The organism is Actinocorallia herbida (assembly GCF_003751225.1).
Classification (GTDB): domain Bacteria; phylum Actinomycetota; class Actinomycetes; order Streptosporangiales; family Streptosporangiaceae; genus Actinocorallia; species Actinocorallia herbida.
In genome coordinates, this window is the sequence record NZ_RJKE01000001.1 from 3,723,620 (window position 1) to 3,746,491 (window position 22,872).

The window sequence follows — 22,872 nt, forward strand, 5'->3', positions numbered from 1 at the left end:
ACCTCCGCCCACGTACCTCCACCCACCACCCCCGTACCTCCACCCACCACCCCCCTGAGTAGTGCCATAGAGAAGAGGTAGCGATGCCCGGACGACATGAAGGAAAGGTCGCGTTCATCACGGGCGCGGCGCGCGGCCAGGGCCGCAGCCACGCGGTGCGGCTGGCCGAGGAGGGCGCCGACATCATCGCCGTCGACATCTGCAAGCAGATCGACAGCGTCCCGATCCCGATGTCGACGCCGGAGGACCTCCAGGAGACGGTCGAGCAGGTCGAACGACTAGGCCGCCGCATCTACGCGGTCGAGGCCGACGTGCGCGACCTCGACGCGCTCACGGCCGCCGCCGACGAGGGCGTGAGCCGGTTCGGCAGGCTCGACATCGTCATCGCCAACGCGGGCCTCGCGGCCTCCGGCGACGCGGTGGAGAAGATGGACCCGAACCACTGGAAGGACTCCGTCGACGTCAACCTGACCGGTGTCTGGCACACCGCGAGGGCCACCGTCCAGCACGTCATCGACGGCGGCCGGGGCGGCTCGGTCGTGCTGACCAGCTCCGTCGGCGGCCTCAAGGCCCACCCGTTCATCGCCAACTACGTCTCCACCAAGCACGGCATCGTCGGGCTCATGCGGACCATGGCCGTGGAGCTGGCGCCGCACAGCATCCGGGTCAACTCCGTGCACCCCACCCAGGTCAACACGCCGATGCTCATCAACGACATGACCTTCCGGATGTTCCGCCCCGACCTGGAGAACCCGACGGCCGAGGACATGGCGCCGATCTCGCAGATGATGAACTCGCTCCCCGTCCCGTGGGTCGAGGCCGTCGACATCAGCAACGCGATCGTGTTCCTCACCTCCGAGGAGGGCAGGTACATCACCGGCGTCACCCTGCCCATCGACGCGGGCGCCCTGCTCAAGTGACCCGATCCCGCTGACGAACGCCGTCCGTGCCCCCTTCCGGATCCGGGAGGGGGCACGGTGGGAGAAGGGCTCCGCGCATGCGTGAGATCGCCGCTCAGCTCCTCGCCTGGAGCCGGGAGGGCACCCGGTACGCGCTGGCGACCGTCGTGGGCGTCGGCGGCAGCGCCCCGCGTCCGGCGGGCGCGGCGATGGCCGTCAGCGAGCACGGCGAGGCCGTCGGCGGCGTCTCCGGCGGCTGTGTGGAGGGCGCCGTCTACGAACTGTGCCAGGAGGTCCTGCGGACGGGCGTGGCGGTGCGCGAGGCCTTCGGTTACGCCGACGACACCGCCTTCGCCGTCGGCCTCACCTGCGGCGGCACCGTCGAGGTCTTCGTGCAGCCCGCACCCCCGCCCGAGGTTCTCCAGGCCGCGGCAGGCCCCTCCCCGGTGGCCGCCGCACACGTCCTGGCCGCCTCCGGCGCCACCCTGGCGATCCGTCCGGACGGTGTCCTCGGCACCACGGGCGACCCCGAGGTGGACGCCGCCGTCGTCGCCGAAGCCCGCGCCCTGCTGGAGCTGGGCCGGACCGGTGTCCGCGCGATCCACTGCCGTCCCGGCCTTGAGGTCTTCGTCGCCTCGGCCGCGACCCGCCCCCGCCTCCTGATCTTCGGCGCGATCGACCATGCGGCGGCCATGGCGACCCTCGGCCGCTTCCTCGGCTACCGCGTGACGGTCTGCGACGCCCGCCCCGTCTTCGCCACGGCGGCCCGCTTCCCCGACGCCCACGAGGTCGTCGTCGACTGGCCCCACCGCTACCTGGCCGCCACCCCCGTCGACTCCCGCACCGCCGTCGTCGTCCTCACCCACGACCCCAAATTCGACCTCCCCCTCCTCGAAGTGGCCCTCCGCCTCCCCGTCGGCTACATCGGCGCCATGGGCTCCCGCCGCACCCACACCGACCGCCTGGCCCGCCTCCGCGAAGCGGGCCTCACCCCCGCCGACCTCTCCCGCCTCCACTCACCCATCGGCCTCGACCTGGGCGGCCGCACCCCCGAGGAGACGGCCCTCGCCATCGCGGCCGAAATCGTCGCCACCCGCCACCAAGCCACGGCCCGACCCCTCCACGCCACCACAGGTCCCCTCCACCACGACCTCCCGATCCCCTGACCGGCTCCGGGTCAGGGCTCGGATCTCGCGGGGCGGACAGGTGGGGGCGGGTGGGCCTCCCAGGACTCGGCGATGCCGCCGTCGGTGTCCCAGCCGTACCGGTAGAGCCGCTTGGCCTCACCGGCACTGCCCATCTCGCGCAGGATCCGCCGGGCCTCGAAGAGCGGAGACCGCGCGTCGATCTCGGGAAGCGGCCTGCCCGGCACGGCCGTCGGCGCCTTGGCCGGCCGCACGGCGCGCCTCGACGCGGTGGTCTCCACGACCCGGCGGAACAGCGCCATCGCCTCCTCCTCCCGCGCGTCCCCGGCGAGCAGGTCGACCGCAGTCCGCAGCGCCTCGACGTCCCCGGCCGCACCCCGGTCCTGGAGCCAGAGAAGGGCCTCTTCCCGCTCACCGGACGACCAGTGGATCAGGGCGACTCCCGCCGCAGCCGCGGAGTCGCCCGCCTTGGCGCGGTCGCGCAGCCAGTCCGCCTCCGCGCCGCCCTCGCCGGTGTCGGCGACCAGCCGCGCCAGATCCTCGACGGAGTCGCGGTCCCCGGACTCGATCGCCTTCCGGTACCAGAGCGCGGCCTCGGCGAACCGGCCCCCGGCGCGCAGCAGATCGGCGGCGATGCCCGCGGCGTCATCGGCACCGAGGGCCGCGGCCTTCTGGTACCAATCGACGATCTTGTCTTCGCCGCCTTCCTCCGCCGCGACGCGCGCCAGGAGTCCGCGGACTCTGATCAGCACCTCCGGGTAACCGCGTTCGAGAGCTACGAGCCACCATTCCAGCGCCTCGTCGTCGGATCCCTCCCGGGTCAGAGCCGCGGCGAGCCTTCCCGCGCCCTGGATGTTCCCGCCATCAGCGACCTCGCGAAGCCACGAGAGGAAGGAATCGCCGGACAGCAGCCCCTTGGCGTGATCGATCGCGTGGAAGTCCCCGAGGTCCGCGCCGTGCCGGATCAGGTCGAGCCCGAGCCCCTTTCGCCCGGATTCCCACTGGGACACGCCCGCCTGAGTCCAGGAGCCCGGTAGATCCGCGTCGATGTCGCCCGGCTCGATGAGCCCGGCGACGGCCGCCCCCGCACCGCCCTTGCCGGAGCGCAGGAGATCGAGGAACCGAGAGCCCGCCGCCCGCAGCGACGGGTAGGCACGCTCCGGAGGCGGGTCGTCGTCGGAGTCCTCGACGTCTTCGGTGAAGGACTCACCGGCACGACGTGCCCGCTGGGCCTCCTCCAGCGCGGTGTCTCCGCCCGCGGCCTCGTAGACGGCCAGGTGCTCCTCGTTCTCGTCGTGGCCGAACCCCAGCCAGTAGTCCGCGTCGGCCTGCGCGGCCATGCTCGTGCAGTTCAGCCGGCTCGCGGCGTCCCACACGAGGGAGAGGCGCCGCGCCCGCGCACCGGGCTCGCCGGCCTCCGCGGCCGCGGCCGCCCATTCCGCCGCCTCGAGGTCGCGTCCGGAGGAGGACATCAGCCGCGAGATCTGGAGCCGCCCCGCGGACGGGTCGATCTCCATGGCTTTGAGGCAGAATCGGACCGCGGTCCGCAGCAGGCCGCGCTCGCTCGCGGAGGCGGAGATCCGGAGCAGGGCCTCCGGCTCTGCGTGATCGTGCAGCGCGTCCCACAGCGCCGCCGGCGGAAGCCTTCCGTGCCGGGTGACACGGCCGGTCTGCTCCAGATAATCGGCGAGCGTGTAGGCAGGGCCGTCGGGGCCGGGCATGGAGGGGCTGAGAGGGCCGCGGATTCCGCGGATCGGCGGCGACACCTGGGCGAAGGCGCCGTCGGCCCAACCGACCGGGAGCGCGTCTTGCTGCGCGGCGTCGAGGTAGCCGAGCGCCGCGGTCTCCAGCAGGGTCCGGGGCAGCACCGTGCCGAAGCCGAGCCGACGTGCGTCGACGGCGCACTCGATCAGCGCCTTGATCTCGGGCGGCGCGGTGAGGTAGCGCTCGACGAGCGCGGGTGCGCCCGCGAGGAACTGCGCGACGCGGCCGCCCTCTGCGCGGGCCGCGGCCTCGGCGAGGCGTGCGTCCCTTCGGGTGAGCGCCCGCAACGCCTGCTCGTCGCGGCCGGTGAACGCGGTGGGCACGCTCAGAGCTCGGCCGACGAGCAGTCTCCGAGCCTGTGCGTGAAGGTCATCACCGCTGTCAGGGGGCGGACCGGTGAGCCGCTGCCACGGACGGGGCCAGATCGTGCCCAGGACGAGGACGGGACGGCGGTCCCGGTCCCGCAGGAGCGCGCGCAATGCCGCCGCCGCACGCTCTCCGTCCACGGACCCCGGTGTCAGCAGATGCTGCTGGGCGTCGTCGAGCCAGAGGACGGTGTGCGAAGCGACGGCGGTGACGCCCCGCAGCAGTTCCCCCGCGTCGGAGGGGTACCACAGGGTCCACGGCTCGGGCAGGTCCTTGACGGCCTCCCACGCGGCCCGTGTCTTCCCCGTGGACGACTCCCCGACGAGCAGCACCGCCGCGCTCCTGCCGGAGCGTGTCTCCCGCACCCGCTCGTCCAGCGCGGCGTCATGGCCGCGCCGGACGTACACCGGCAGCGCCGGAAGGTCGCCGGGCACCGCGATGGCTTCGTGGACGTCAAGGTCGAACGGGTCGTGCTCGGTGATCGGGTGGCCGGGCGGCTCCGGGGGAGCGGCTGGTCCGGGCGCCTCGATCACGACTGTGGCGTCGCCCTTGGTGCGGTTCACCACGACCACGTTGCCGCCGATCCCGGTCGGCCCGCGCGACGCTGCAGTGCTTCGGCGGAGGAGCGACCACCAGGCCATCAGGGCTGGTCCTCGATGCGCACCGATCCCTTCGTCCGCCGCACCCGGTCGTGGTCACCCGCGACGGCGGGGCCGGTCCCGGGAGGCCCCCTTCGGCCCCGATCCCGGCGCCGGATGACCACGTCCCCCTTGGTCCGGCCGACGTCGGTGAGGGAGCCGCCGACCCGGAGATCGCCGCCGCTTCCGGACGCGACGGCACCCCAGACGGCGAGTGCCAGGCCGATGAGCGCGACGAACAGGCTGATCACGCCGGCGATCTTGTCGGCTTCGTCCCAGCCCACGGAAGCCAGGTAGACGGCCAGGGCACCCGCCGCCGTCGAGGCGATGGCGGCACCGCACCAGAAGATCACCTTCGCCCGCTGCATGGGACTCCTCGGGTTCTGTCGAAGGGAGCGGGTGGACCCGAGGGCTGGTGTGCCCCTGGGGAAGCCGGTGCCTTCATGAGTGGCCGCATCCGGACGGCGGTCAGGGGGTCTTTTCGTCGGTGGCGTCGGTGGCGTCGGTGGCGTCGGTGGCGTCGGTGGGGGTGAGGGCGGCGTCGCTGTCGGCGGTGGAGGTGGTGTTGCCCTGGGGGTCGGTGAGGACGTCTTCGTCGGCGGGGAGGGTGATCATGGAGTCGACGCGCCATTCGCCCTTCTCCTTGACCAGTTCGAGGAGGAGCTTGGCGCCTCTGACGCGGCGGACGCCCAGGGTGCTCTTGACCTCGCTGTCGAGGACGACGAGGGTCTTGGCGAGCTGGCCGTCGACCTCGGTGAGGTAGATGTCGCGGATGGTGGCCGTGGCGTCGGCCTGGTACTTGGTGATGATGCCCGAGAGGGGGGCGAAGGCGGTGTCGTAGGTGCTGCCGAAGTCCGCGGAGGCGAAGGAGAGGATGCGGGACTGCGCGGCGGACATGTCGGTGTGCTCGTAGGCCATGAGGGCGCGCGCGAACTCCGCCGATCGGGTGCGCACCTGCTGCTCGATCCGGTCCTGGGCGGCGAGCCGGTCCGCCTCGCGCCACTGGATCCCGGCCGTGGCGACCGCGGTGAGGAACACCAGCACGAGCACCGCGACGGTGAGCCGCCGCGACGGCAGGCCGGGCGCGCGGAGCCGGAACTCCCTCCGCCTCTTCGCCGGGGACGGCTCATCATCCTCGGCGACGGCCGGAACCCGCTTCTTCACCGCCTTCTTCGGCTCCGTCTCCGGCACGGCTTCGGCTGCGGTCTCCTCCGCGACGTCCTCGACGGGGGAGGCGGTGGTCCCGGCTTCGACGGCGGTCTCCTCGGCGTCACTCGCCGTGGCCGCGTCTTCGGCGGCCTCGGCGTCGGCCTCGCCGGACGTCTCCTCGAGCGAGTCCGAAAGGAGTGCCTCGTCCGTGGTGCCGGGGGCGGGGGCGCCCGCCGGGGACGGGCCGGCGGGGGCGAGCTCGGGGTCCGCGGAGGTCCTCGTCTTCATGATCTTCTCCTGGTCGAGTAGAGCTGGCGGACGGTGTGGGCCGCGGTGCCGAGCAGGATCAGCCCGGCCGCGGCGAGGAGCAGCCAACGCGCCGGGAACCCCGAAGGGCCGCGCGCGGGGTCGGCGGCCTCGGGACGGGACGTCTCGAAGACCTGCCGAGGATCGGTTCCGGCGGGCCGGGCCGCCTCGTCGGTGGCGCCGGGCGTCGCGCTCGGCGAGCCCGGGTCCGCCGGGCTTTTCGCGCTCGCGGCCTGGTCGGTGCGGCAGGTGTAGACCGGCGGGATCTCGGTCTTGGGCAGGGAATTCGCGTACTCCTCGGCGTTCGGGACGGGCCCGGCGAGGCTGATGAGGGGGACCGCCCGAATGTAGGATCCTTCGGACCGGGTGATGACGACGTCCTTGACCATCTTGGGGAACACGTCGCGCAGGTTGAGCAGCCCGTGTTCGAGGGTCTTGGCGTTCTTCGGCGTGAACACCGGCGGGCCCGGCGTGCCCATCGCGGTCAGCACGCAGCGCAGCCCCGGCCGGGAGTCCTCCAGCAGGCCGTTGACCTGCTCCAGGAACCCGGGCGCGCGGGTCAGGATCCCGTCGACCTCCTTGAGCGAGGTGCCGAGGGTCGCGGTGAACGCGGCGAGGTCGTTCATCCCGGACGCGAGCTGCGGCCCCTCGTCGGCGAGGGTGCCCGCCAGGGCCGTCAGCTGGACGGCCAGGGCGTCGAGCACCCCGGCGTCGTCGGCCACGGTGCCGGCGAGCCGGTCCAGGTCGGCGAGCGCGTCGTGCAGGTCCTGGCCGCGCCCGTCGAGACCGGCCGACAGCTCACGGGTGATGACGCGCAGATCCGCGGGGTCGACCGAGCGGAGCATCTTGCCCGCGCTGTCGAACAGCTCCTGGTACTCCACCGTGACCTCGGTGCGTGAGAGCGGGATGGTGTCGCCGTCCCGCAGATTCGGCCCCGCGGCCGCGGCCACGGGCGGCTCCAGCTCCACGTACGGCTCGCCGACCGCGGACTTGCGCAGCACCGCGGCGGTCACCGCGGCGGGCAGCTTCGGCTCGGTCTCCAGCAGGAGCGTGACGGCGACCTTGCCGGGCTTCAGCCGCACCTCCTCGATGCTGCCGACGCGGACGCCCAGGTAGTCGACTTCCAGTCCGGCGCGCAGCCCGGGGGAGGAGGCGAACTCGGCCTCCACCCGCAGCGCGGGCGCGCCGAACCTGAGCGGCAGCAGGGTCAGCAGCGCCCAGGAGACCATGACGGCCGCGAGCGCGGTGAAGACCGCGAGGTTCAGCAGGATGCGGGGTCTCATGGCGGGGTCCTCACTTCGGTCCGAGGAGCCGCTTGAGCTGGGCGGCGAAGTCGCGCTCCGGCGCCTTGCCCGTGGGCAGGAACCCGGCGAGGTAGGCGTAGGCGAGCGCCTGCCCCTCGTGGGTGACGCGCGGAGCCTTCATCAGCTTCTCCAGCAGGTCCCTGGTGACGGTCTTGAGGTCTTCCTTGCCGCGCAGGACCGCGCGCAGGACGCGGTCGAGCCGTTTCAGCAGGGTGTGCAGCCGGGCGCCGTGCTCCTCCCGGATCACCTTGTTGGCGGTCTCGGCGAGCGACGTCAGGTCGGTGAGCGTCTGCTTGAGCTGCTTGCGGTCCTTCTGCACCCGCCCGGTCAGCTCCACCACGTCGTCCGGCAGCTTCGCCAGTTCCGGCGCGCTGCCGGACAGCGCCGAGCCCAGCCGGTTCAGCCCGTCGACGAGATCGCGCAGGTCCTCGCCCGCGTCGGCGTACGACTCGGAGACCGCCGACGCCTCCCGGATGATCTTCTGGAGCCGCGGTCCCGACCCGTCGAGGCCGGTCGCGAGGCCGCCGACGATGTCCTCCAGGCTCTCGCCGCCGAGCGCGGCGAGGACCGGGCCGACCCGCGCGGTGACCCGCTCCAGGTCGGGCTCGACCGAGGTCTGCGCGAGCTCGGCGCCGGACGCGAGCGGCTGCGCCGTCCGGGGCACGGCCCCTTCCGGCGGGGTGAGCTTGACGTAGTTCTCGCCGAGCAGGCTCGTCTTGGCGATCGTCGCCGCGGTGCCGACCGGGATCCGGGTGCCGTCCACGAGCGACAGCGTCACCTTCGAGCGGTAGCCCTGGAGGGCGACCGCGGTGACCGAGCCGACCCGCACGTCGTACATCTGCACCCCGTGGCCGGGCACCAGGTTCTGCACGTCGTCGAAGACCGCGTACAGGGTCAGGTCGCCCTTGGGCGCGCCGAGCGTCTGAAGCGAGCAGCCCGACACCGCGGCCGACATCGTGACCAGGACGAGTACTGCGGTTGGCGCGCGCTTCACGACCCCGCCTTCCGCTCGACGGACGGGCAGTTCCCGATGGGTTCGTCCAGGCACGGCACCTCGCCCCAGTTCATCGCGTCGAAGATCGGCTGGAGCCAGATCCGCAGCGTCGCGTTCAGATGGACCCGGATCTTGATCGCGTCGATGCCGGGCTCCCACGCGCCGCTGATCGCGTCGGTGACGCCGGCGAGGCCGACGATCCCCTGCGCCAGCGACCCGCTGTTGGCCTTGAGCGTCATCACCAGGGACGAGGTCTGCGCCATCGTCTCGGGCAGATCCTCCCGGTACGCGGTGACGATCACCTCGCCCTTGCGGATCAGCGCCTCCAGCCCGACCAGGAGGTTCTTCAACCGGGTCCGCTCCGACGCGAGCTGCCCGCTGGTCTCGCTGAACGCGTCGATGAGCGCGCGCAGCTTCTTGTCGCGCTTGTTCAGGGACGCCGCGAGATCCTTCATCCGCGCCGCCACCGAGACGATCTTCTCGTCCTGCGCGGCGAGGTCCTCGGCGACGTCCGCGGTGGTGGCGAGCGCGTCGTTGATGCCCTTGCCCCGCCCGTCGACGAGTTCGGCCCCGGTGTGCAGGAGACCGCGCACCTTCTCGGGGTCGAGCGCCTCGGTCAGGCCGGTGAAGGAGTGCAGCGCCTCGTCGATCTCGACGGGCGGCTCGGTCCGCTCGACCGGGATGACGGCCCCCGCCTCGGCCTTGGCCGCGCCCGGCTTCCACGGCGGGTACAGCACCACGCTGCGCTCGCCGATGACCGTTTCGGCGCTGATCGTCGCCCAGGCGTCGGCCGGGACCGGGACATGGCCGTCGATGAGCACGTCGACCCTGACCCGGTGGTCCTCGATCCGCATCCGCTCCACGATGCCGACGTTCGCGCCCATGACCTTGACGCGGGACCGCTCGTACAGCGACGGGGACTTCGTGAAGTAGACCGTCATCCGGTAGCCGTCGGACACCCCCGGCAGGGCGCATCCCGAGGCCAGGCCGGCGACGAGCGTGACGGAGAGGAGCGCGGCGGTCAGCGCGCGGCGGGGCGTCACTTCTTCCCCCCGAGCAGTTCGGCGAGGTCCTCGGGCGCGACAGGGCCGATCTGGGTGCCGACCGCGTCGAGCCAGGGGCCGTAGGAGCCGATGGTGGAGAACGCGCCCATGGCCGGGCCGAGCCAGGCCAGGGTGGTGTTCATGTCGTCGAGGCCGGGCCGCAGCGTCTCGACGGTTCCCCCGAGGTCGTCGATCAGGTCGATGAGCGCCTGCTGCTGGGTGTCGATCAGCTTCGACAGCCGGGTGACCGCGCTGCTGCCGCTGCCGAACAGCACGGCGAGTTCGGCCTCCCGGTCGCGCAGCTGGTCCAGCAGCGCCTGGATGCCCTTGGCGAGCCGCGACAGCTGGGCGTCCTTGGCGGTGACGACGGTGAGCAGCCGGTCCGCGCTGTTGACGAGTTCGCGCAGCTCCGGGCCGGAGTTCTCCAGCGCGTCGGCGAGCTGGGTGAGGCCGTGCAGCGCGTCGGCGAGGCGTTCGCGGGTGCGCGGAGAGATCCCGCCGAGCTTGTCGATGACGTCGCCGATGAGCTTCGCGTCGAGCTGGCCGAGGGTCTTGGTGCCGGTGGAGATCACGTCGCCTGCGGTGACCGGCAGCCGGGTGCGGTCCTGCGGGATGGCCCGCTCGCCCTCCGGCAGGTCGGCCAGGTACGGCTCGGAGACGGGCCCGCTGAGCCGCAGGTACCTGCCCCCGAGGATGTTGGACGTGCTGATCTCCGCGCGCGTCTGCGGCCCGAGGTTCACCTTGCTGTCCACCTTCCAGGCGATCCGCACGAGCCCCTGGGCGAAGTCGGGCTCGACCGCGGTGACCTCGCCGACCTTGATCCCGGCGACCCGCACCTCGTTGCCCTCGTGCAGCCCGCCGGTCCCGGCGAACACGCCGGTGACGGTGTAGCGGTCGTGGAGCAGCCCGGTGGACCCGGCGAGGAAGACCGCGACGAGCCCGACCACGATGACCAGGAGCGAGGCGACGCCCACGACCGCCTGGTCGCGGTCACGGAACGACTTGAGCGCCATCACGTGCCTCCCACGACGAGGTCGGGAAGCGCGGGCGAGACGTCTTCGCCCGTGTCCCGCTCGGGCACCTCGCTGAGCTTGACGTCGTACGGGCACGGGCCCGGTGCGAGCGTCAGGCACGGGACCGCGCCGATCAGGAACCGGCCCTCGTTGACCATGTCGAACATGTCCTCCAGCTTCGGTCCGGTCGTTCTCATCAGGCCTTGGAGCGGACCGAGGTTGCGCCGGGTGCCGTCCATGACGGCGCTGAGCCTGCCGAGCATGTCCGCGAGGTCGTCGGCGTTGTCCCCGGCGACCTTGTCGGTGGTGCGCAGGGTCTTGGCGAGTTCTTCGATCGCGTCGTCCACGAGCGCGCGGTTGTCGGCGAACGCCTCGGTGAGCGTCGCCAGGTCGTCGACGGCCTGGGCGATCTGGTCGTCGCGCCTGCCGAGCACGCCGCTGACCGTGGAGAAGTCGGCGATCAGGTTCTCCAGGGTCTGCTTGCGGCCGTCGAGGGTGTCCGACAGCCGCTCGACGTTGGCGAGCAGCGCGACGGCGTCGTCCTCGGTGCCGTCCATCGCGGTGTAGATCGCGGCGAGGATCGCGTTGACCTGGTCGGGGTCGAGGCCCCGGGCGAGCGGTTCGAGCCGGTTGATGAGATCGCCGACGTCCACGACCGAGCGGGTCTTGGCGATCTCGTCGCCGTCGCCGAGCATCTCGGGGTCGGCGCCGGGCACCAGGTAGACCACCCGCTGGCCGACCGCGTCGCGCCACCGGATCGCCGCCTCGCTGTCGCGCGGCACCCGGTGGGCGGTCTCGACCTTCAGTTCGACCTCGGCCTTGCCGTCCACCACCTCGATCTCGCCGACCTGGCCGACGGGGGTGCCCGCGATCTTCACCTTGTCGCCGGATCGCAGGCCGCTGGCGTCGTCGAAGACCGCGGTGAGCCGGTAGGTCTCGCCGAAGCCGAGGCGCACGATCTGCACCGAGATGAAGGCGGTGAGCGCCCCGGTGAGGAGGAGGAACACGATGACCTGGGTGACGGAGCCGATCCGCAGGCGGGTCCTGGCGTTGGAGGGGAGGCGTCCGCGCATGTCAGTTGCCTCCCGTGCTGCCGGGGCAGATGCCGATGATGAGCTCGCAAGGGTCGGTGGGCAGCAGGATCTCCGCGGACAGAAGGTGCTTGCCCTGGGGTCCGGGAGCCCAGCTGATCGCCTTGAACACCCACAGGAGGTCGATGACGGTCCGCACCCCGTCGCCCGCGATGGGCAGCACGTGGTCCAGGAAGGCCGTCGCGTTCTCGCCGGAGCGGAAGGCGGCCCGCAGGTCGCCCTCGTGCCGGGAGAGACCCGGGCCGAGGAGGGCGGAGAGCTGGGAGACGCCCGCGGCGGTCTTCAGGCCACGGTCCTTGCCCGAGGTCAGGGTCTCCATCAGCGCCGTCGAGTTCGTGACGACGGTCGCGGTGTCCGCGCCGATGCCGCGCAGCCGGGCGAGCCTGGCCAGGTCGGCGAGGAACGACTCGGCCCTGCCGCGCTGGTCGTAGGCGACGCCGAGCAGGGTCTCGGTGCTGTCCAGCAGGCCGGCGAGGTTCGGCCCCGCGCCGCCGAGCCCCTGCGCGAGGGCGTCGACGACGACCGCCACCTGCGCGGGGTCCATCGCGCCCACCGCGGCGTCGGCCTCGCCGAGCAGCCCGGTGAGGTCGAGGCTGTCGGACGTCCGCTCGATCGTCGCGCCGTCGGCGAGGAACGGTCCGACCTCCTCGTGCGGCCCGGGGATGAGGTTGACGAACTTCGGGCCGAACATCGACTCGGGCTCCAGCGACGCCACCGCGGAGTCGGGCACCGGGACGTGCTCGTCGATCCGCAGCGTCAGCCGGGCGCCGCCGCCGGGGGCGAGTTCGATCTCGCTGACGCGGCCGACGGTCACGCCGCGCATCTTCACCGGGGACGACTTGGTGAGCCCCTGCCCGGCCGCGCCGAAGTCGGCGGTGATCAGCCGGCCCTTGGCCGCGAAGGGCTTGGCGACGGCGAGGTAGCCGAGCAGCGCGAGGACGACCACCGTGGCCAGGGTGATCGCGATCCGGCGCGCCTCCGAAAGCGTCCCGCTCATCCGGCGAGCCTCACTGTGCCGCCCTGACCCCAGAACACATAGCTGAGCAGGAGGTTCAGGGTCACGATGGCCACGATGGACAACCGGATGGCACGGCCCGCCGCCCGTCCGACGCCCACCGGGCCGCCACTCGCGTAGTAGCCGTAGTAGCAGTGGATGGTGACCACGGCGAAGGCGAAGATGCCGACTTTGGCGGCGCTGTAGAAGAGGTCCTGCGGTGGCAAATAGAGGTAGAAGTAGTAGTCGAAGACTCCTGGCGCGAGCCCGAAGAACTCGGTGCTGATCGTCCGGGTCGCGAAGATGCTCGCGAACAGCGCGATCAGGTAGAGCGGCACCAGCGCGAGGAGCGCCGCGACGACCCGGGTGCAGATGAGGTAGACGAACGAGTTGATGCCCATCACCTCCAGCGCGTCGATCTCCTCGGAGATGCGCATCGCGCCCAGCTCCGCGGTGAAGGACGAGCCGCACTGGGCGGCCAGCGCGATCGCGGCGATGATCGGGGTCGTCTCGCGGACGTTCACGAAGGCCCCGACGAGGCCCATGAACGACTCGGCGCCGATGACCTGCAGCCCGGTGTAGACCTGGAGCCCGACCTCGGTGCCGAGGAACAGCGACATGATGAAGATGACGAAGACCATGCCGCCGCCGACGACGGTCGCGCCGACGCCGATGACGATGTCGCTCACCTGGATCAGGACGGTCTTGCCGTACCTGAGCCGCAGGACGATGTCGCGCAGCGAGTAGAACACGACCTTGAGGACGAAGACCGGCCACTCCGCGAGGGAGGCCGTGCGGTGCGCGGCGGCGGCCGACACCTTGATGACGCGTACCGCCGCGGTGCGCTGTGCGTCGATGAGCATCAGCCCTCCGGCGGGTATGCGAGGAAGTAGATGGTGCTGATGATGTAGTTGAAGGCGAAGACGAGCATGAACGCGACGACCGTCGCCTGGTTGACCGCGCGGCCGACCCCCACGGGGCTCTTCTCGCAGTTCATGCCCTTGTGGCAGGCGACCAGGGCGGCGATCATGCCGAACATCCAGGCCTTGAAGAGGGTGACGAACAGGTCGGACACCCGGAGCAGGCCGAGGGCGCCGTCGAAGTAGGCCCCGGGCGTCACACCCTGGAGCAGCACGTTGAAGACGAACCCGCCGACGGCCCCGGACATGATGACCAGGGAGGCCAGCATCGTCGCGACGATGCTGGCCGCCCACATGCGCGGCGTGACGAGGCGGTGGATGGGATTGATGCCCATCACCTCCATCGCGGCGAGTTCGTCGCGGATGTTGCGGGCGCCCATGTCGGAGGTCATGGCCGAGCCGCCGGCCCCGGCGATGATGAGCGCCGACGCGATCGGCGCGACCTCGCGGACCAGGCCGACGATGACGGCGCCTCCCGTCGCGGACTGGGCGCCGAGCTGTCCGGCGAGGTCTCCGACCTGGAGGGCGACCGTCGCGCCGAGGGGCAGCGCGACCATGATCACGGGCAGGGTGGTGACCCGGGCGAGGAACGCGAACTGCTCGATGAACTCCCAGAACCAGCGCCGCACGTCCCACGTGCGGCGGAGCCCTTCCAGCCCGATCGAGAACAGCTCGCCGAGCGAGGTGAGGCCGCGGTGGGCGCGGCGGGGGGAGAGCCTGTCGCCGAGGAGACGAGGCAGCGAGGACGGGGGTGAGGCCATGTCGCTCCTTCACCAGGGGGGTGGGAGAAGGCACTGAATCAGCTGACCGTGCAGGTGAACGGCCGGTAATGGCCCTTCACTCAAAGAAGAATGCAATTTCCGTATAGTGATGCTGGGCATGTGCCCAGTATTGCTGAGCATATGCTTAGCATGGCGGTATCCTGTGGTCAAGGTCACAGCGGAGGGTGACGATACGATGTGAGCCCGCACTGCCCGGCGTGATGATCACGCAGCCAGGAGGTCGACCAGATGGCATCGCCGCGCCGCATCGGCGCGCCCGACGCGAAGAACCGCGGTGTCCTCCTCGACGCCGCCGAGCGCCTCCTCCTCGAGGAGGGGCACACCGCCGTCAGCTCACGCAGGGTCGCCGCCCGTGCCGGACTCAAACCGCAGCTCGTGCACTACTACTTCCGCACCATGGACGATCTGCTCATCGAGGTCTTCCGCCGCCGTGCCGAGGAGGGCCTCGCCTTCCAGGCCGCGGCCCTCGCCTCCGAACAGCCCCTCTGGGCCCTGTGGCGGTACAGCACCGACCCCGCGGCCGTCGCCATCACGATGGAGTTCACCGGCCTCGCCGCGCAGAGTGAGGCGGTCCGCACCGAGATGGCCCGCTACTCGGAGCTCTTCCGCCGGGCCCAGATCGCCGCCCTCGAGAAGATCCTCCCGCGCTACGGCCTCGCCGAGTCCCTCTCCCCGGTCGTGCTGACCGTCCTCATCTCCAGCCTCTCCCGCATGCTCTCCCTGGAGACCGCGCTGGGCTTCGACACCGGCCACGCCGAGACCATCACCCTCATCGAGTCCCTCCTCCTCGACCTGGAAGGCGAACCCCGCCTCGCCCCCACCGCCTGACTCCGCGGGCGACCGACGCGGAAAAGCGCCCCGTGAAGGGGGTATCGCTCGTCGGCGGGAAATTCGGATGACTTCCGGTGCGGTGAGGATGCATTCTCAGGGGACGAAAGCGTCGCCGCACAAGCCGACGGGTTGAGGCATCTGCCTTCCGAGCAGAAGGACGGGGTTCGAGTCCCCGGTGCGGCTCGAACCTGACTGCGGCCGAGCGGAGCAACGACCCTCGGGTGGTCGGGCCGGCCCTGACGGCGCGGACACCACCGCACGTCGAGGGAGATCCGCGACGAAGAGGGGAGGGGAGCCGAAGTGAAGAGCGACGGGCGGGGGAATGCGCGCCCGCTCCCGCGTCTGCGACCGCGAACTCGAACGAAGGCTCAGCGCGGATCCTCCGCTGGACGGGGTCTCTTGTCAGGGATTTCCTGACGGATTTAGGGTGTCAGGGAGACCCTGACACCTGGAGTGCGCCGTGACCGCTATCGAAGCCCTGCTGTGCTCTTTCTGCGGCAAGCCGAGCACCGAGGTCGGGAGGCTGGTGGCCGGTCCCGGCGTCTATATCTGCGACGAGTGCGTGGCCCTCGCCGCGTCGGTCGTCGAAGGGACCTCCGACGATCCCGAGCGGCGGCGGGCGCCCGTGTGGGGCGCGCTGAGCGACGAGGAGATGCTGGCGCACATCCCGCGTGTCGCCGCGCACATCGACGAGGCCGAGGCCGACCTGCGCTCATGGGTCCGGGAGCTGCGGCGGCGCGGCGTCACCTGGGTCAGGCTCGGCGAAGCGCTCGGGACCACCCGGCAGTCCGCGTGGGAGCGGTTCTCCGGCGAGGAGTGACCCGCGCGGAGCAGCCCGGCCTCGCCGGCCCCCCTCGGGGAGGTCCGGAGGCGCACCCCCGTCGGCTGCGCGCCTTCAGGGCGACGGGGGTGCGCGGGCCCCGGCTCAGGGGGTGCCCGGAGCCGGGAGGTCGGCGAGCTCGGCGAGGTGGGCGCGGTGCGACCCGGGGGAGCCGAAGGCGATCTGGTCGGCCTTGGCGCGCTTGAGGTAGAGGTGGGCGGGGTGCTCCCACGTCATGCCGATGCCGCCGTGGAGCTGCACCGCCTCTTCGGCGGCGCGGACCGCCAGGTCGGCGTTGTAGGACTGGGCGACGGCCGTGGCGAGGTCGGCGTCGGGGGTGTCGGCGGCCAGGGACGCCGCGGCGTTGCGGGCGGCGGCGGAGGCCGACTCGACGTCGGTGAAGAGGTCGGCGAGGCGGTGCTTGAGCGCCTGGAAGCCGCCCACGACCCGGCCGAACTGGCGGCGCTCCTTCAGGTAGGAGATGGTCGTGCTCAGGCACCACTGGGCCAGGCCGGCCTGCTCGGAGGCCAGGAGTCCCGCCCCGGCGAGGAGCGCCCGGCGGATCGCGGGCTCCCCGTCGGCGAGGACGAGTTCGGCGGCGGCCCCGTCGAGACGGAGATCGGCGAGCTGCCGGGTCATGTCGAGGGAGACGACGGGGGTGCGCGTGACGTCGGCGGCCGGGACCGCGTAGACGGCGATCGCGTCGCCCGTGCGGACCGGAACGAGGAGCACGTCGGCCTCCAGCGCCCCGGCGACGCTGCTGACCGTCCCGTGCAGATGGGCGTCCGGCTCGACCCGTGCGGTCGCCGGGACCGGGTCGTGCGGGGCCGCGGAGAGCGGGACGGCGAGGGCGGCGGTCTTCGCACCCGAGGCGAGGTCGGCCAGGAGCGGCCCGCCCGTCTCGGCGAGCACGACCGTCGCGACCACCGCGCTGGTCAGGAACGGCACCGGCGCGGCGTACCTGCCGAGCTCTTCCAGGACCACCCCCGCCTCGCGGGCCGAGGCGCCCGCGCCGCCGGACTCCTCGGGCACGAGCAGCCCGGCGAGGCCGAGGTCGACCGCGAGGGCCTTCCACAGCCCGGCGACGATCGTGCGGTCCCCGTCGTAGAGCGCGGCGACCGACGCCGCGTCGCACCTGTCGTCGAGGAGGGCCCGGACGGAGGCGCGCAGGTCGTCCTCGACGTCGGTGTAGAGCAGTTCGAGGTCGCTCACTTCGCGATGTCCTTCCAGGGGATGTCCTTGTCGGCGCGGGCTTCGGCGGGCAGGCCGAGCACCCGCTCGGCGACGATGTTGCGCAGGATCTCCGAGGTGCCGCCCTCGATCGAGTTGCCCTTGGCGCGCAGGTAGCGGTAGCCCGCGTCGCGGCCGGTGAAGTCGACGCCGTCGGGGCGCACGAGCGTCCAGTCGGAGTAGCGCAGGCCGTCCTCGCCGAGCAGCTCCACTTCCAGTCCGGAAAGCTGCTGGTTGAGCCGCGCGAACGTCAGCTTCATCGCCGAGCCCTCGGGGCCGGGCTGGCCCTGCTTGAGCTTCTGCCGCAGCCGGGAGCCGGTGATCCGGGCGACCTCGGCCTCCACCCACAGCTTGAGCAGCCTGTCGTGCAGGTCGTGGGTGCGCCGCTCGGGGTGGTCGCGCCAGGTCTGGGCGACCACCCCGATCATGCCGCCGCCGCGGGGCGCGCCGCCGCTGCCGATCGCGACCCGCTCGTTGTTGAGCGTCGCGTTGGCGACCTTCCAGCCTTGGCCCTCGGCGCCCAGCCGGTGCGCGTCGGGGATGCGCACGTCGGTGAGGAACACCTCGTTGAACTCGGCCTCGCCGGTGATCTGGCGGAGCGGCCTGACCTCGACCCCCGGGTCGGTCATGTCGCACAGGAAGTAGGTGAGTCCCCCGTGCTTGGGCACGTCAGGGTTCGTCCGGGCGACCAGGATCGCGAAGCGGGCGTTGTGCGCGTGCGACGTCCACACCTTCTGCCCGTTGACGATCCAGGAGTCGCCGTCGCGGACCGCGCGGGTGGCGATCGCCGCCAGGTCGGAGCCCGCGCCGGGTTCACTGAACAGCTGGCACCAGATCTCCTCGGCGGTCCACAGCGGGCGCAGGAACCGCCGCTTCTGCTCCTCGGTGCCGAAGGCGAGGATCGTCGGGGCGGCCATGCCCAGGCCGATGCCGTTGGCGCGCGGGTTGTTGGTGGGCGCGCCCGCGCGGGCGAACTGCCGGTCGACGTCGGCGTGGAGGCTCTGCGGCAGGCCGAGGCCGCCGTTTCCGACCGGGTAGTGCACCCAGGCCAGGCCCGCGTCGTAGCGGGCGCGCAGGAACTCCAGTGGTTCGGTGGTCGCCGGGTCGTGCTCGGCGAGGAAGCCGGCCACCCTTTGCCGCAGGTCCTCGCGCGCTGTCTCGTCGGACATCCTTCTACTTCCTCACGGGGTGGGGGTCGGGGGGTTCAGGGCACCAGGACGCTGACGGCGTCGACGACGCAGACGGGCTTGGCCGCGCCCTCGCGCTCGATCGCCACCCGGGCCGTCAGGCGGTACCCGCCGCCGCCCTGCTCCAGCGAGAGCAGCTCCACACCCGCGCGGATCCGGGAGTCCACGGGCACGGGGGCGGGGAACCGGAGCCTGTCGGCGCCGTAGTTGACGCCCATGGAGATCCCCTCGACGCGGTAGACGCGTCCGGCGAGCAGCGGCACGAGCGACAGGGTCAGGAAGCCGTGCGCGATGGTCGCGCCGAACGGCCCCGCCGCGGCCTTCACGGGGTCGGTGTGGATCCACTGGTGGTCGCCGGTGGCCTCGGCGAACGTGTCGATCTGCTTCTGGGTGACGGTGTGCCAGTCGGAGTACCCGAGGTGGGTGCCGATGGCCGCGCGCAGCTCTTCGATGTCGTGGAAGACGTTCATCCCTAGTCCTTCGGTCCGCCGGCGACGTACAGGACCTGGCCGGAGACGAACCCCGCGCCCTCGCTCGCGAAGAACGCGACGGCGTGCGCGATGTCGTCCGGGGTGCCCGTGCGTCCGACCGGGATCTGCTTTGCCGCGCCGGCCTTGAAGTCCTCGAACGGGACGCCGATCCGCCGCGCGGTCTCCTCGGTCATCTCGGTCGCGATGAAGCCGGGTGCGATGGCGTTGGCGGTGACGCCGAACCTGCCGAGTTCCAGGGCGAGGGTCTTGGTGAAGCCCTGGACGCCGGCCTTGGCGGCGGAGTAGTTGACCTGGCCGCGGTTGCCGAGCGCGGAGGTGCTGGACAGGTTGACGATCCGGCCCCAGCCCGCCTTCGTCATGTGCGCCTGGACGGCCCGGGTCATGAGGAACGCGCCGCGCAGGTGGACGTTCATGACGGCGTCCCAGTCGTCCGCGCTCATCTTGAACAGCAGGTTGTCGCGGATGATCCCCGCGTTGTTCACCAGCACGGTCGGCGCGCCGAGCTCGGCGGCGATCCGCGCCACCCCGGCCTGCACGGCCTGCTCGTCGGCCACGTCGATCCCGACGGCCAGCGCCCGGCCTCCGGCCGCCTCGATCGCCTCGACGACGGGCTTGCAGGCCGCCTCGTCCAGGTCCACGACGGCCACGGCGAAGCCGTCGGCGGCGAGCCTCTGCGCGACGCCCGCGCCGATGCCGCGCGCGGCCCCGGTCACGATGGCGGTCTTCTGGATGCTCATGGGTTCGCTCCTCCTCGGAAGCGGCGGTCAGACGCCGCCGGTCAGGGTCAGGCCGCCGTCCACGACGAGGATCTGGCCGGTCAGCCAGGCCGCGTCGGGCGACAGCAGGAAGGCGACGGCGCCGCCGATGTCGTCGGGCACCCCGAGGCGCTTCAACGGGTAGGGCGCCGCGACCTCCTCCTCGCGTCCCTCGTAGAGCGCGGTGGCGAACCTGGTCTTGACGACCGCGGGGGCGACCGCGTTGACCCGCACGTCGGGGCCGAGTTCGACCGCGAGCTCCTGGGTGAGGTGGCCGAGCATCGCCTTCGTCGCGCCGTAGAAGCCGATGCCGGGCGACGGCTTCACCCCGGCGACCGAGGTGACGTTGACGATCGCGCCGCCGTGCTCCTTCATCCACGCCCGGTAGGCGTGCTGCACCCACGAGAGCGTCGCCAGGCAGTTGACTTCGAAGGTCTTGCGGGCGGCGCCGAGTTCGATGTCGAGGAGGGGACCGTAGGCGGGGTTGATGCCCGTGTTGTTGACCAGGAGGTCGGCGCTCCCGAACGTCTCGATCGCGAGCCGGACCGTCTCGGCCTGGTGCGCGATGTCGTCGGCGTGCCCGGCGACGCCCAGCGCGTGCTCCGGGCCGCCGAGCGCGCTGACCGCCTCGTCGAGGGCGTCCTTCTTGCGCGCCGTGATCACGACCTTGGCGCCTTCGGCGACCAGCCTTTCGGCGATGGCGAGGCCGATGCCCCGGCTGGCGCCGGTGACGATCGCGGTGCGTCCGTGAAATCGGGTCATGGTCAACTTCCGTGGTGCGAGGTTACTAAGCGCTTGCTTAGAATCGGGGTGGGGTTCAGGGTGCAGCACGACGACGTCGCAGGTCAAGCCCCCGGTGATCCGGCCCATCAGGACTGGGCGCGGACACAACCGTGGTATTGCTGGAACACCGCCCCGCCCGCATCGGAAAGGAGAGCCGCGCGATGCCCGACACCTCCGACCTTCCGCGCGCCGACGCCACCCGCGCCCGGCTGCTGAAGGCGGCCGTCACCGCGTTCGCGGAGAAGGGCTTCCACGGCACCACCACCCGCGACATCGCCACCGCCGCCGGCATGAGCCCGGCCGCCCTGTACGTGCACCACAGGTCGAAGGAGGAACTGCTCTTCCTGATCTCCAAATCCGGCCACGACCGCACCCTGCGCCTGGTCAGGGAGGGCATCGCGGAGTCCACCGGCCCCGTCGAGGCACTGCGCCGTGTGGTGCGCGACTTCGTCGTCCACCACGCGCGCGACAACACCGGCGCCCGGATCGTCAACTACGAGCTGTCCGCGCTCAGCCCCGGGCACATGGCCGAGATCCGCGAGATCCGCCGCACCGTCGACGGCGAGATCCGCGCCCTCGTCGAACGCGGCGTGGCCGAGGGCGTCTTCGACACCCCGCACCCCAAGATCGCCGCGACCGCCCTGCTCTCGCTGGGCATCGACATCGCCCGCTGGTACCGCACCGCGGGGGAGTGGACCCCCGAGGACATCGCGACCGGCTACGTCGAACTGGCCCTTCGCATCGTCGGCGCCCGCCCCTGACCCACGGCACGGGCGGGCACGGCGATCGGCCGGCCTGCCGAGCGGGCCGGGTGGGCGGCTTTCGCGAAGGGCGCCCACCCGGGGGAGCCGGATCAGGCGGGGGCGGCCGCGCGCCGGGGTCGGTCCGGGTTCCGGAGCGCGGCGAGCCGCCAGGCGGCCTTGACGAAGAGGGCCCAGCCGAAGAACGGCACGAAGTAGAAGAAGGCATCGCGTCTGCGGTAGCCGACCAGAGGCAGGACGACGAAGAGGATCGCGAGGGGCCACAGCTCGGGGATCAGCGGCACCGCGTCCCTGATCAGGTAGTAGGGGCCGAAGTCTCCCGCTGCGGACCTGTGCATCAGCTTGATGCGGAGATATCCGGCGATGCCCGGACCGGCGATCCAGATGAGCAGGGCCGTCGTCAGGCGCGCGAGCGTGCGCATCATCCGTTCACTCCCTGTTTTCCGACCGGGCGGCGGCCTATCTTCCCAGAAGTCCGCATGGTCGGGTACCTGGTCCGTGTTCGGGCGGGTGGTTGACCGGACGGCGCCGGAGGCTTAGCCTCACGTTCGGTAAGCGAGCGCTTGCTTCGGAGGTGTGCGGTGGACGTCGTGATGGAGAGCCGGTCGGGGATCGGCCTGCCGGCCCGGGTGTTCCTCTTCCTGCTGCGGTTCTGGCTGCGGCCGCTCATGCGGTACGCGCCGTTCACACCGAGAGTGCTGCGGCACGCGGCCCGGATGGACACCCTCACCGCGGTGATGCTGGCGCCGCGCGGGACGGTGAAGGTCCCCGTGCCCTTCGACGGCTTCCCCGCCGAGTGGGTCTACGGGCCGGGCGTCAGCCGCCGCGCCGACGGCACCGGCAAGGTGATCCTCTACTTCCACGGCGGTGGCTTCATGGTCGGCGGGCTGCGCTCCCACCGGCGGATGATCGCGCGCCTCTCGGCGGCGGCCGGCGTGCCCGCCCTCTCGGTGGCCTACCGCCAGCTTCCCTCGACGACCCTGCCGGGAACCGTCGAGGACTGCGTCGCCGCCTACCGGTACCTGCTCGACCAGGGGTTCGCCGCCGAGGAGATCATCATCGCGGGCGACTCCGCGGGCGGCTTCCTCACCTTCGCGGCCCCGCTCCAGGCGATCGGGGAAGGGCTGCCCGCGCCCGGCGCGCTCGTCGCGATCTCCCCGCTCACCGACCTCGACCACGCGGCGAAGCTCGCCCACCCGAACCTGCGCATCGACCCGTTCATCCCCGGGCCGCGCCTGCCGGAGATGAACACCCTCCTGCTCGGCGGCGCCGCACTCGACCCCCTGCACTCGCCCGTCAACGGCGCCCTTGCCGCTCTGCCCCCCACCCTCATTCACTGCGGCTCGACCGAGATCCTGCGGGTGGACGCCGAGCTCATGGCCGAACGCCTCGCCGCCGCAGGAGTGCCCGTCACCCTCGTCGTCTGGGAGCGCCAGCCCCACGTCTTCCAGATCTTCGCCGACTTCTGCCGCGAGGGCCTCGTCTCCCTCGCCGAACTGGGCGCCTTCATCCGCGAGGTTCCGGCCGCCGCCGAGCGCGCCGCCTGACCCGTCGAACGGAGCGGCGAACGGCAGGCCGCGACGGACGGGCGGAGCCCGGGACGGGG

The 22,872-nt window shown here is 72.0% G+C and carries 23 protein-coding genes and 1 tRNA gene; 7 read left to right on the forward strand and 17 right to left on the reverse strand.

Features of this window, described 5'->3' with window-relative positions; translation table 11 throughout:
* Nucleotides 1-83 precede the first annotated feature (83 nt).
* The gene (locus EDD29_RS17265) at nucleotides 84-920 is read left to right on the forward strand and encodes a mycofactocin-coupled SDR family oxidoreductase (protein ID WP_123665392.1); all 837 of its coding nucleotides are present in this window, start codon (nucleotides 84-86) and stop codon (nucleotides 918-920) included.
* A gap of 77 nt (nucleotides 921-997) precedes the next feature.
* Nucleotides 998-2,065 (forward strand): XdhC family protein, encoded by a 1,068-nt coding sequence (locus tag EDD29_RS17270; protein ID WP_123665393.1) that lies wholly within the window; start codon nucleotides 998-1,000, stop codon nucleotides 2,063-2,065.
* A gap of 11 nt (nucleotides 2,066-2,076) precedes the next feature.
* On the opposite strand, the gene EDD29_RS17275 is transcribed toward EDD29_RS17270, so the two are convergent.
* From EDD29_RS17275 to EDD29_RS17325, 11 genes are all read right to left on the reverse strand, one after another.
* Nucleotides 2,077-4,815 carry a tetratricopeptide repeat protein gene (locus EDD29_RS17275; protein WP_123665394.1) on the reverse strand — a complete coding sequence of 913 codons (2,739 nt, stop codon included), beginning with the start codon at nucleotides 4,813-4,815 and terminating at the stop codon, nucleotides 2,077-2,079.
* A complete protein-coding gene (locus tag EDD29_RS17280) occupies nucleotides 4,815-5,180 on the reverse strand; it encodes a hypothetical protein (RefSeq protein ID WP_123665395.1) in 366 nt (121 codons plus the stop codon). Before EDD29_RS17280 ends, EDD29_RS17275 begins: the two co-directional genes overlap by 1 nt.
* A gap of 100 nt (nucleotides 5,181-5,280) precedes the next feature.
* Nucleotides 5,281-6,249: a hypothetical protein gene (locus EDD29_RS46335; protein ID WP_123665396.1), complete on the reverse strand. Its 969-nt coding sequence runs from the start codon at nucleotides 6,247-6,249 to the stop codon at nucleotides 5,281-5,283.
* Nucleotides 6,246-7,550, reverse strand: a complete 1,305-nt coding sequence (locus EDD29_RS17290) for an MCE family protein (protein WP_123665397.1) — start codon at nucleotides 7,548-7,550, stop codon at nucleotides 6,246-6,248. The genes EDD29_RS46335 and EDD29_RS17290 overlap by 4 nt, the downstream gene beginning before the upstream one ends.
* 10 nt (nucleotides 7,551-7,560) lie before the next feature.
* A complete protein-coding gene (locus EDD29_RS17295) occupies nucleotides 7,561-8,565 on the reverse strand; it encodes an MCE family protein (RefSeq protein WP_148085987.1) in 1,005 nt (334 codons plus the stop codon).
* Nucleotides 8,562-9,608 carry an MCE family protein gene (locus EDD29_RS17300; protein ID WP_170201445.1) on the reverse strand — a complete coding sequence of 349 codons (1,047 nt, stop codon included), beginning with the start codon at nucleotides 9,606-9,608 and terminating at the stop codon, nucleotides 8,562-8,564. Before EDD29_RS17300 ends, EDD29_RS17295 begins: the two co-directional genes overlap by 4 nt.
* Entirely contained in the window at nucleotides 9,605-10,621 is a 1,017-nt protein-coding gene (locus EDD29_RS17305) for an MlaD family protein (RefSeq protein ID WP_123665400.1), read from the reverse strand. The genes EDD29_RS17300 and EDD29_RS17305 overlap by 4 nt, the downstream gene beginning before the upstream one ends.
* Complete coding sequence (locus tag EDD29_RS17310) at nucleotides 10,621-11,694, reverse strand: MCE family protein (protein WP_123665401.1); 1,074 nt, start codon at nucleotides 11,692-11,694, stop codon at nucleotides 10,621-10,623. The genes EDD29_RS17305 and EDD29_RS17310 overlap by 1 nt, the downstream gene beginning before the upstream one ends.
* 1 nt (nucleotide 11,695) lies before the next feature.
* Complete coding sequence (locus EDD29_RS17315; protein ID WP_123665402.1) at nucleotides 11,696-12,709, reverse strand: MlaD family protein; 1,014 nt, start codon at nucleotides 12,707-12,709, stop codon at nucleotides 11,696-11,698.
* Nucleotides 12,706-13,569 (reverse strand): ABC transporter permease, encoded by an 864-nt coding sequence (locus EDD29_RS17320; protein WP_123665403.1) that lies wholly within the window; start codon nucleotides 13,567-13,569, stop codon nucleotides 12,706-12,708. The genes EDD29_RS17315 and EDD29_RS17320 overlap by 4 nt, the downstream gene beginning before the upstream one ends.
* On the reverse strand, nucleotides 13,569-14,387 hold the full coding sequence (locus EDD29_RS17325; protein WP_123665404.1) for an MlaE family ABC transporter permease: 819 nt from the start codon (nucleotides 14,385-14,387) through the stop codon (nucleotides 13,569-13,571). The genes EDD29_RS17320 and EDD29_RS17325 overlap by 1 nt, the downstream gene beginning before the upstream one ends.
* A 249-nt stretch (nucleotides 14,388-14,636) precedes the next feature.
* Between EDD29_RS17325 and EDD29_RS17330 the strand changes: the two genes are divergently transcribed.
* From EDD29_RS17330 to EDD29_RS47725, 3 genes are all read left to right on the forward strand, one after another.
* Nucleotides 14,637-15,236: a TetR/AcrR family transcriptional regulator gene (locus EDD29_RS17330; protein WP_123665405.1), complete on the forward strand. Its 600-nt coding sequence runs from the start codon at nucleotides 14,637-14,639 to the stop codon at nucleotides 15,234-15,236.
* A gap of 114 nt (nucleotides 15,237-15,350) precedes the next feature.
* Nucleotides 15,351-15,422, forward strand: a tRNA-Gly gene (locus EDD29_RS17335).
* A 277-nt stretch (nucleotides 15,423-15,699) separates the two neighbouring features.
* A complete protein-coding gene (locus EDD29_RS47725; RefSeq protein WP_123665406.1) occupies nucleotides 15,700-16,059 on the forward strand; it encodes a ClpX C4-type zinc finger protein in 360 nt (119 codons plus the stop codon).
* A gap of 105 nt (nucleotides 16,060-16,164) precedes the next feature.
* On the opposite strand, the gene EDD29_RS17345 is transcribed toward EDD29_RS47725, so the two are convergent.
* Genes EDD29_RS17345 through EDD29_RS17365 form a run of 5 tightly spaced genes read right to left on the reverse strand, consistent with a single transcriptional unit; the run spans nucleotide 16,165 to nucleotide 20,484 of the window.
* Nucleotides 16,165-17,271, reverse strand: coding sequence for an acyl-CoA dehydrogenase family protein (locus EDD29_RS17345; protein WP_123665407.1), 1,107 nt, complete (start codon nucleotides 17,269-17,271; stop codon nucleotides 16,165-16,167).
* Nucleotides 17,268-18,458, reverse strand: coding sequence for an acyl-CoA dehydrogenase family protein (locus EDD29_RS17350; protein WP_123665408.1), 1,191 nt, complete (start codon nucleotides 18,456-18,458; stop codon nucleotides 17,268-17,270). Before EDD29_RS17350 ends, EDD29_RS17345 begins: the two co-directional genes overlap by 4 nt.
* A 35-nt stretch (nucleotides 18,459-18,493) precedes the next feature.
* Nucleotides 18,494-18,946: a MaoC family dehydratase gene (locus EDD29_RS17355; RefSeq protein ID WP_123665409.1), complete on the reverse strand. Its 453-nt coding sequence runs from the start codon at nucleotides 18,944-18,946 to the stop codon at nucleotides 18,494-18,496.
* 2 nt (nucleotides 18,947-18,948) lie between these two features.
* Entirely contained in the window at nucleotides 18,949-19,704 is a 756-nt protein-coding gene (gene fabG, locus EDD29_RS17360; RefSeq protein WP_123665410.1) for a 3-oxoacyl-ACP reductase FabG, read from the reverse strand.
* Between the two features lie 27 nt (nucleotides 19,705-19,731).
* Nucleotides 19,732-20,484, reverse strand: coding sequence for an SDR family oxidoreductase (locus EDD29_RS17365; protein ID WP_123665411.1), 753 nt, complete (start codon nucleotides 20,482-20,484; stop codon nucleotides 19,732-19,734).
* A gap of 182 nt (nucleotides 20,485-20,666) precedes the next feature.
* Here EDD29_RS17365 and EDD29_RS17370 point away from each other — a divergent pair, with 182 nt between their 5' ends.
* Nucleotides 20,667-21,266 (forward strand): TetR/AcrR family transcriptional regulator, encoded by a 600-nt coding sequence (locus EDD29_RS17370; RefSeq protein WP_123665412.1) that lies wholly within the window; start codon nucleotides 20,667-20,669, stop codon nucleotides 21,264-21,266.
* Nucleotides 21,267-21,358: 92 nt separating this feature from the next.
* Here EDD29_RS17370 and EDD29_RS17375 read toward each other — a convergent pair whose 3' ends face one another.
* Complete coding sequence (locus EDD29_RS17375) at nucleotides 21,359-21,691, reverse strand: hypothetical protein (RefSeq protein ID WP_123665413.1); 333 nt, start codon at nucleotides 21,689-21,691, stop codon at nucleotides 21,359-21,361.
* Nucleotides 21,692-21,847: 156 nt separating this feature from the next.
* Between EDD29_RS17375 and EDD29_RS17380 the strand changes: the two genes are divergently transcribed.
* Nucleotides 21,848-22,813, forward strand: a complete 966-nt coding sequence (locus EDD29_RS17380; RefSeq protein WP_246052816.1) for an alpha/beta hydrolase — start codon at nucleotides 21,848-21,850, stop codon at nucleotides 22,811-22,813.
* Nucleotides 22,814-22,872 lie beyond the last annotated feature (59 nt).

What these genes read in the sequence shown, in the direction of transcription:
- EDD29_RS17265 (WP_123665392.1), top strand. Translation starts at nt 84, where the DNA reads ATGCCCGGACGACATGAAGGAAAGGTCGCGTTCATCACGGGCGCGGCG.
- EDD29_RS17270 (WP_123665393.1), top strand. Translation starts at nt 998, where the DNA reads ATGCGTGAGATCGCCGCTCAGCTCCTCGCCTGGAGCCGGGAGGGCACC.
- EDD29_RS17275 (WP_123665394.1), bottom strand. Translation starts at nt 4,815, where the DNA reads ATGGCCTGGTGGTCGCTCCTCCGCCGAAGCACTGCAGCGTCGCGCGGG.
- EDD29_RS17280 (WP_123665395.1), bottom strand. Translation starts at nt 5,180, where the DNA reads ATGCAGCGGGCGAAGGTGATCTTCTGGTGCGGTGCCGCCATCGCCTCG.
- EDD29_RS46335 (WP_123665396.1), bottom strand. Translation starts at nt 6,249, where the DNA reads ATGAAGACGAGGACCTCCGCGGACCCCGAGCTCGCCCCCGCCGGCCCG.
- EDD29_RS17290 (WP_123665397.1), bottom strand. Translation starts at nt 7,550, where the DNA reads ATGAGACCCCGCATCCTGCTGAACCTCGCGGTCTTCACCGCGCTCGCG.
- EDD29_RS17305 (WP_123665400.1), bottom strand. Translation starts at nt 10,621, where the DNA reads ATGGCGCTCAAGTCGTTCCGTGACCGCGACCAGGCGGTCGTGGGCGTC.
- EDD29_RS17310 (WP_123665401.1), bottom strand. Translation starts at nt 11,694, where the DNA reads ATGCGCGGACGCCTCCCCTCCAACGCCAGGACCCGCCTGCGGATCGGC.
- EDD29_RS17315 (WP_123665402.1), bottom strand. Translation starts at nt 12,709, where the DNA reads ATGAGCGGGACGCTTTCGGAGGCGCGCCGGATCGCGATCACCCTGGCC.
- EDD29_RS17320 (WP_123665403.1), bottom strand. Translation starts at nt 13,569, where the DNA reads ATGCTCATCGACGCACAGCGCACCGCGGCGGTACGCGTCATCAAGGTG.
- EDD29_RS17325 (WP_123665404.1), bottom strand. Translation starts at nt 14,387, where the DNA reads ATGGCCTCACCCCCGTCCTCGCTGCCTCGTCTCCTCGGCGACAGGCTC.
- EDD29_RS17330 (WP_123665405.1), top strand. Translation starts at nt 14,637, where the DNA reads ATGGCATCGCCGCGCCGCATCGGCGCGCCCGACGCGAAGAACCGCGGT.
- EDD29_RS17350 (WP_123665408.1), bottom strand. Translation starts at nt 18,458, where the DNA reads ATGTCCGACGAGACAGCGCGCGAGGACCTGCGGCAAAGGGTGGCCGGC.
- EDD29_RS17355 (WP_123665409.1), bottom strand. Translation starts at nt 18,946, where the DNA reads ATGAACGTCTTCCACGACATCGAAGAGCTGCGCGCGGCCATCGGCACC.
- fabG (WP_123665410.1), bottom strand. Translation starts at nt 19,704, where the DNA reads ATGAGCATCCAGAAGACCGCCATCGTGACCGGGGCCGCGCGCGGCATC.
- EDD29_RS17365 (WP_123665411.1), bottom strand. Translation starts at nt 20,484, where the DNA reads ATGACCCGATTTCACGGACGCACCGCGATCGTCACCGGCGCCAGCCGG.
- EDD29_RS17370 (WP_123665412.1), top strand. Translation starts at nt 20,667, where the DNA reads ATGCCCGACACCTCCGACCTTCCGCGCGCCGACGCCACCCGCGCCCGG.
- EDD29_RS17375 (WP_123665413.1), bottom strand. Translation starts at nt 21,691, where the DNA reads ATGATGCGCACGCTCGCGCGCCTGACGACGGCCCTGCTCATCTGGATC.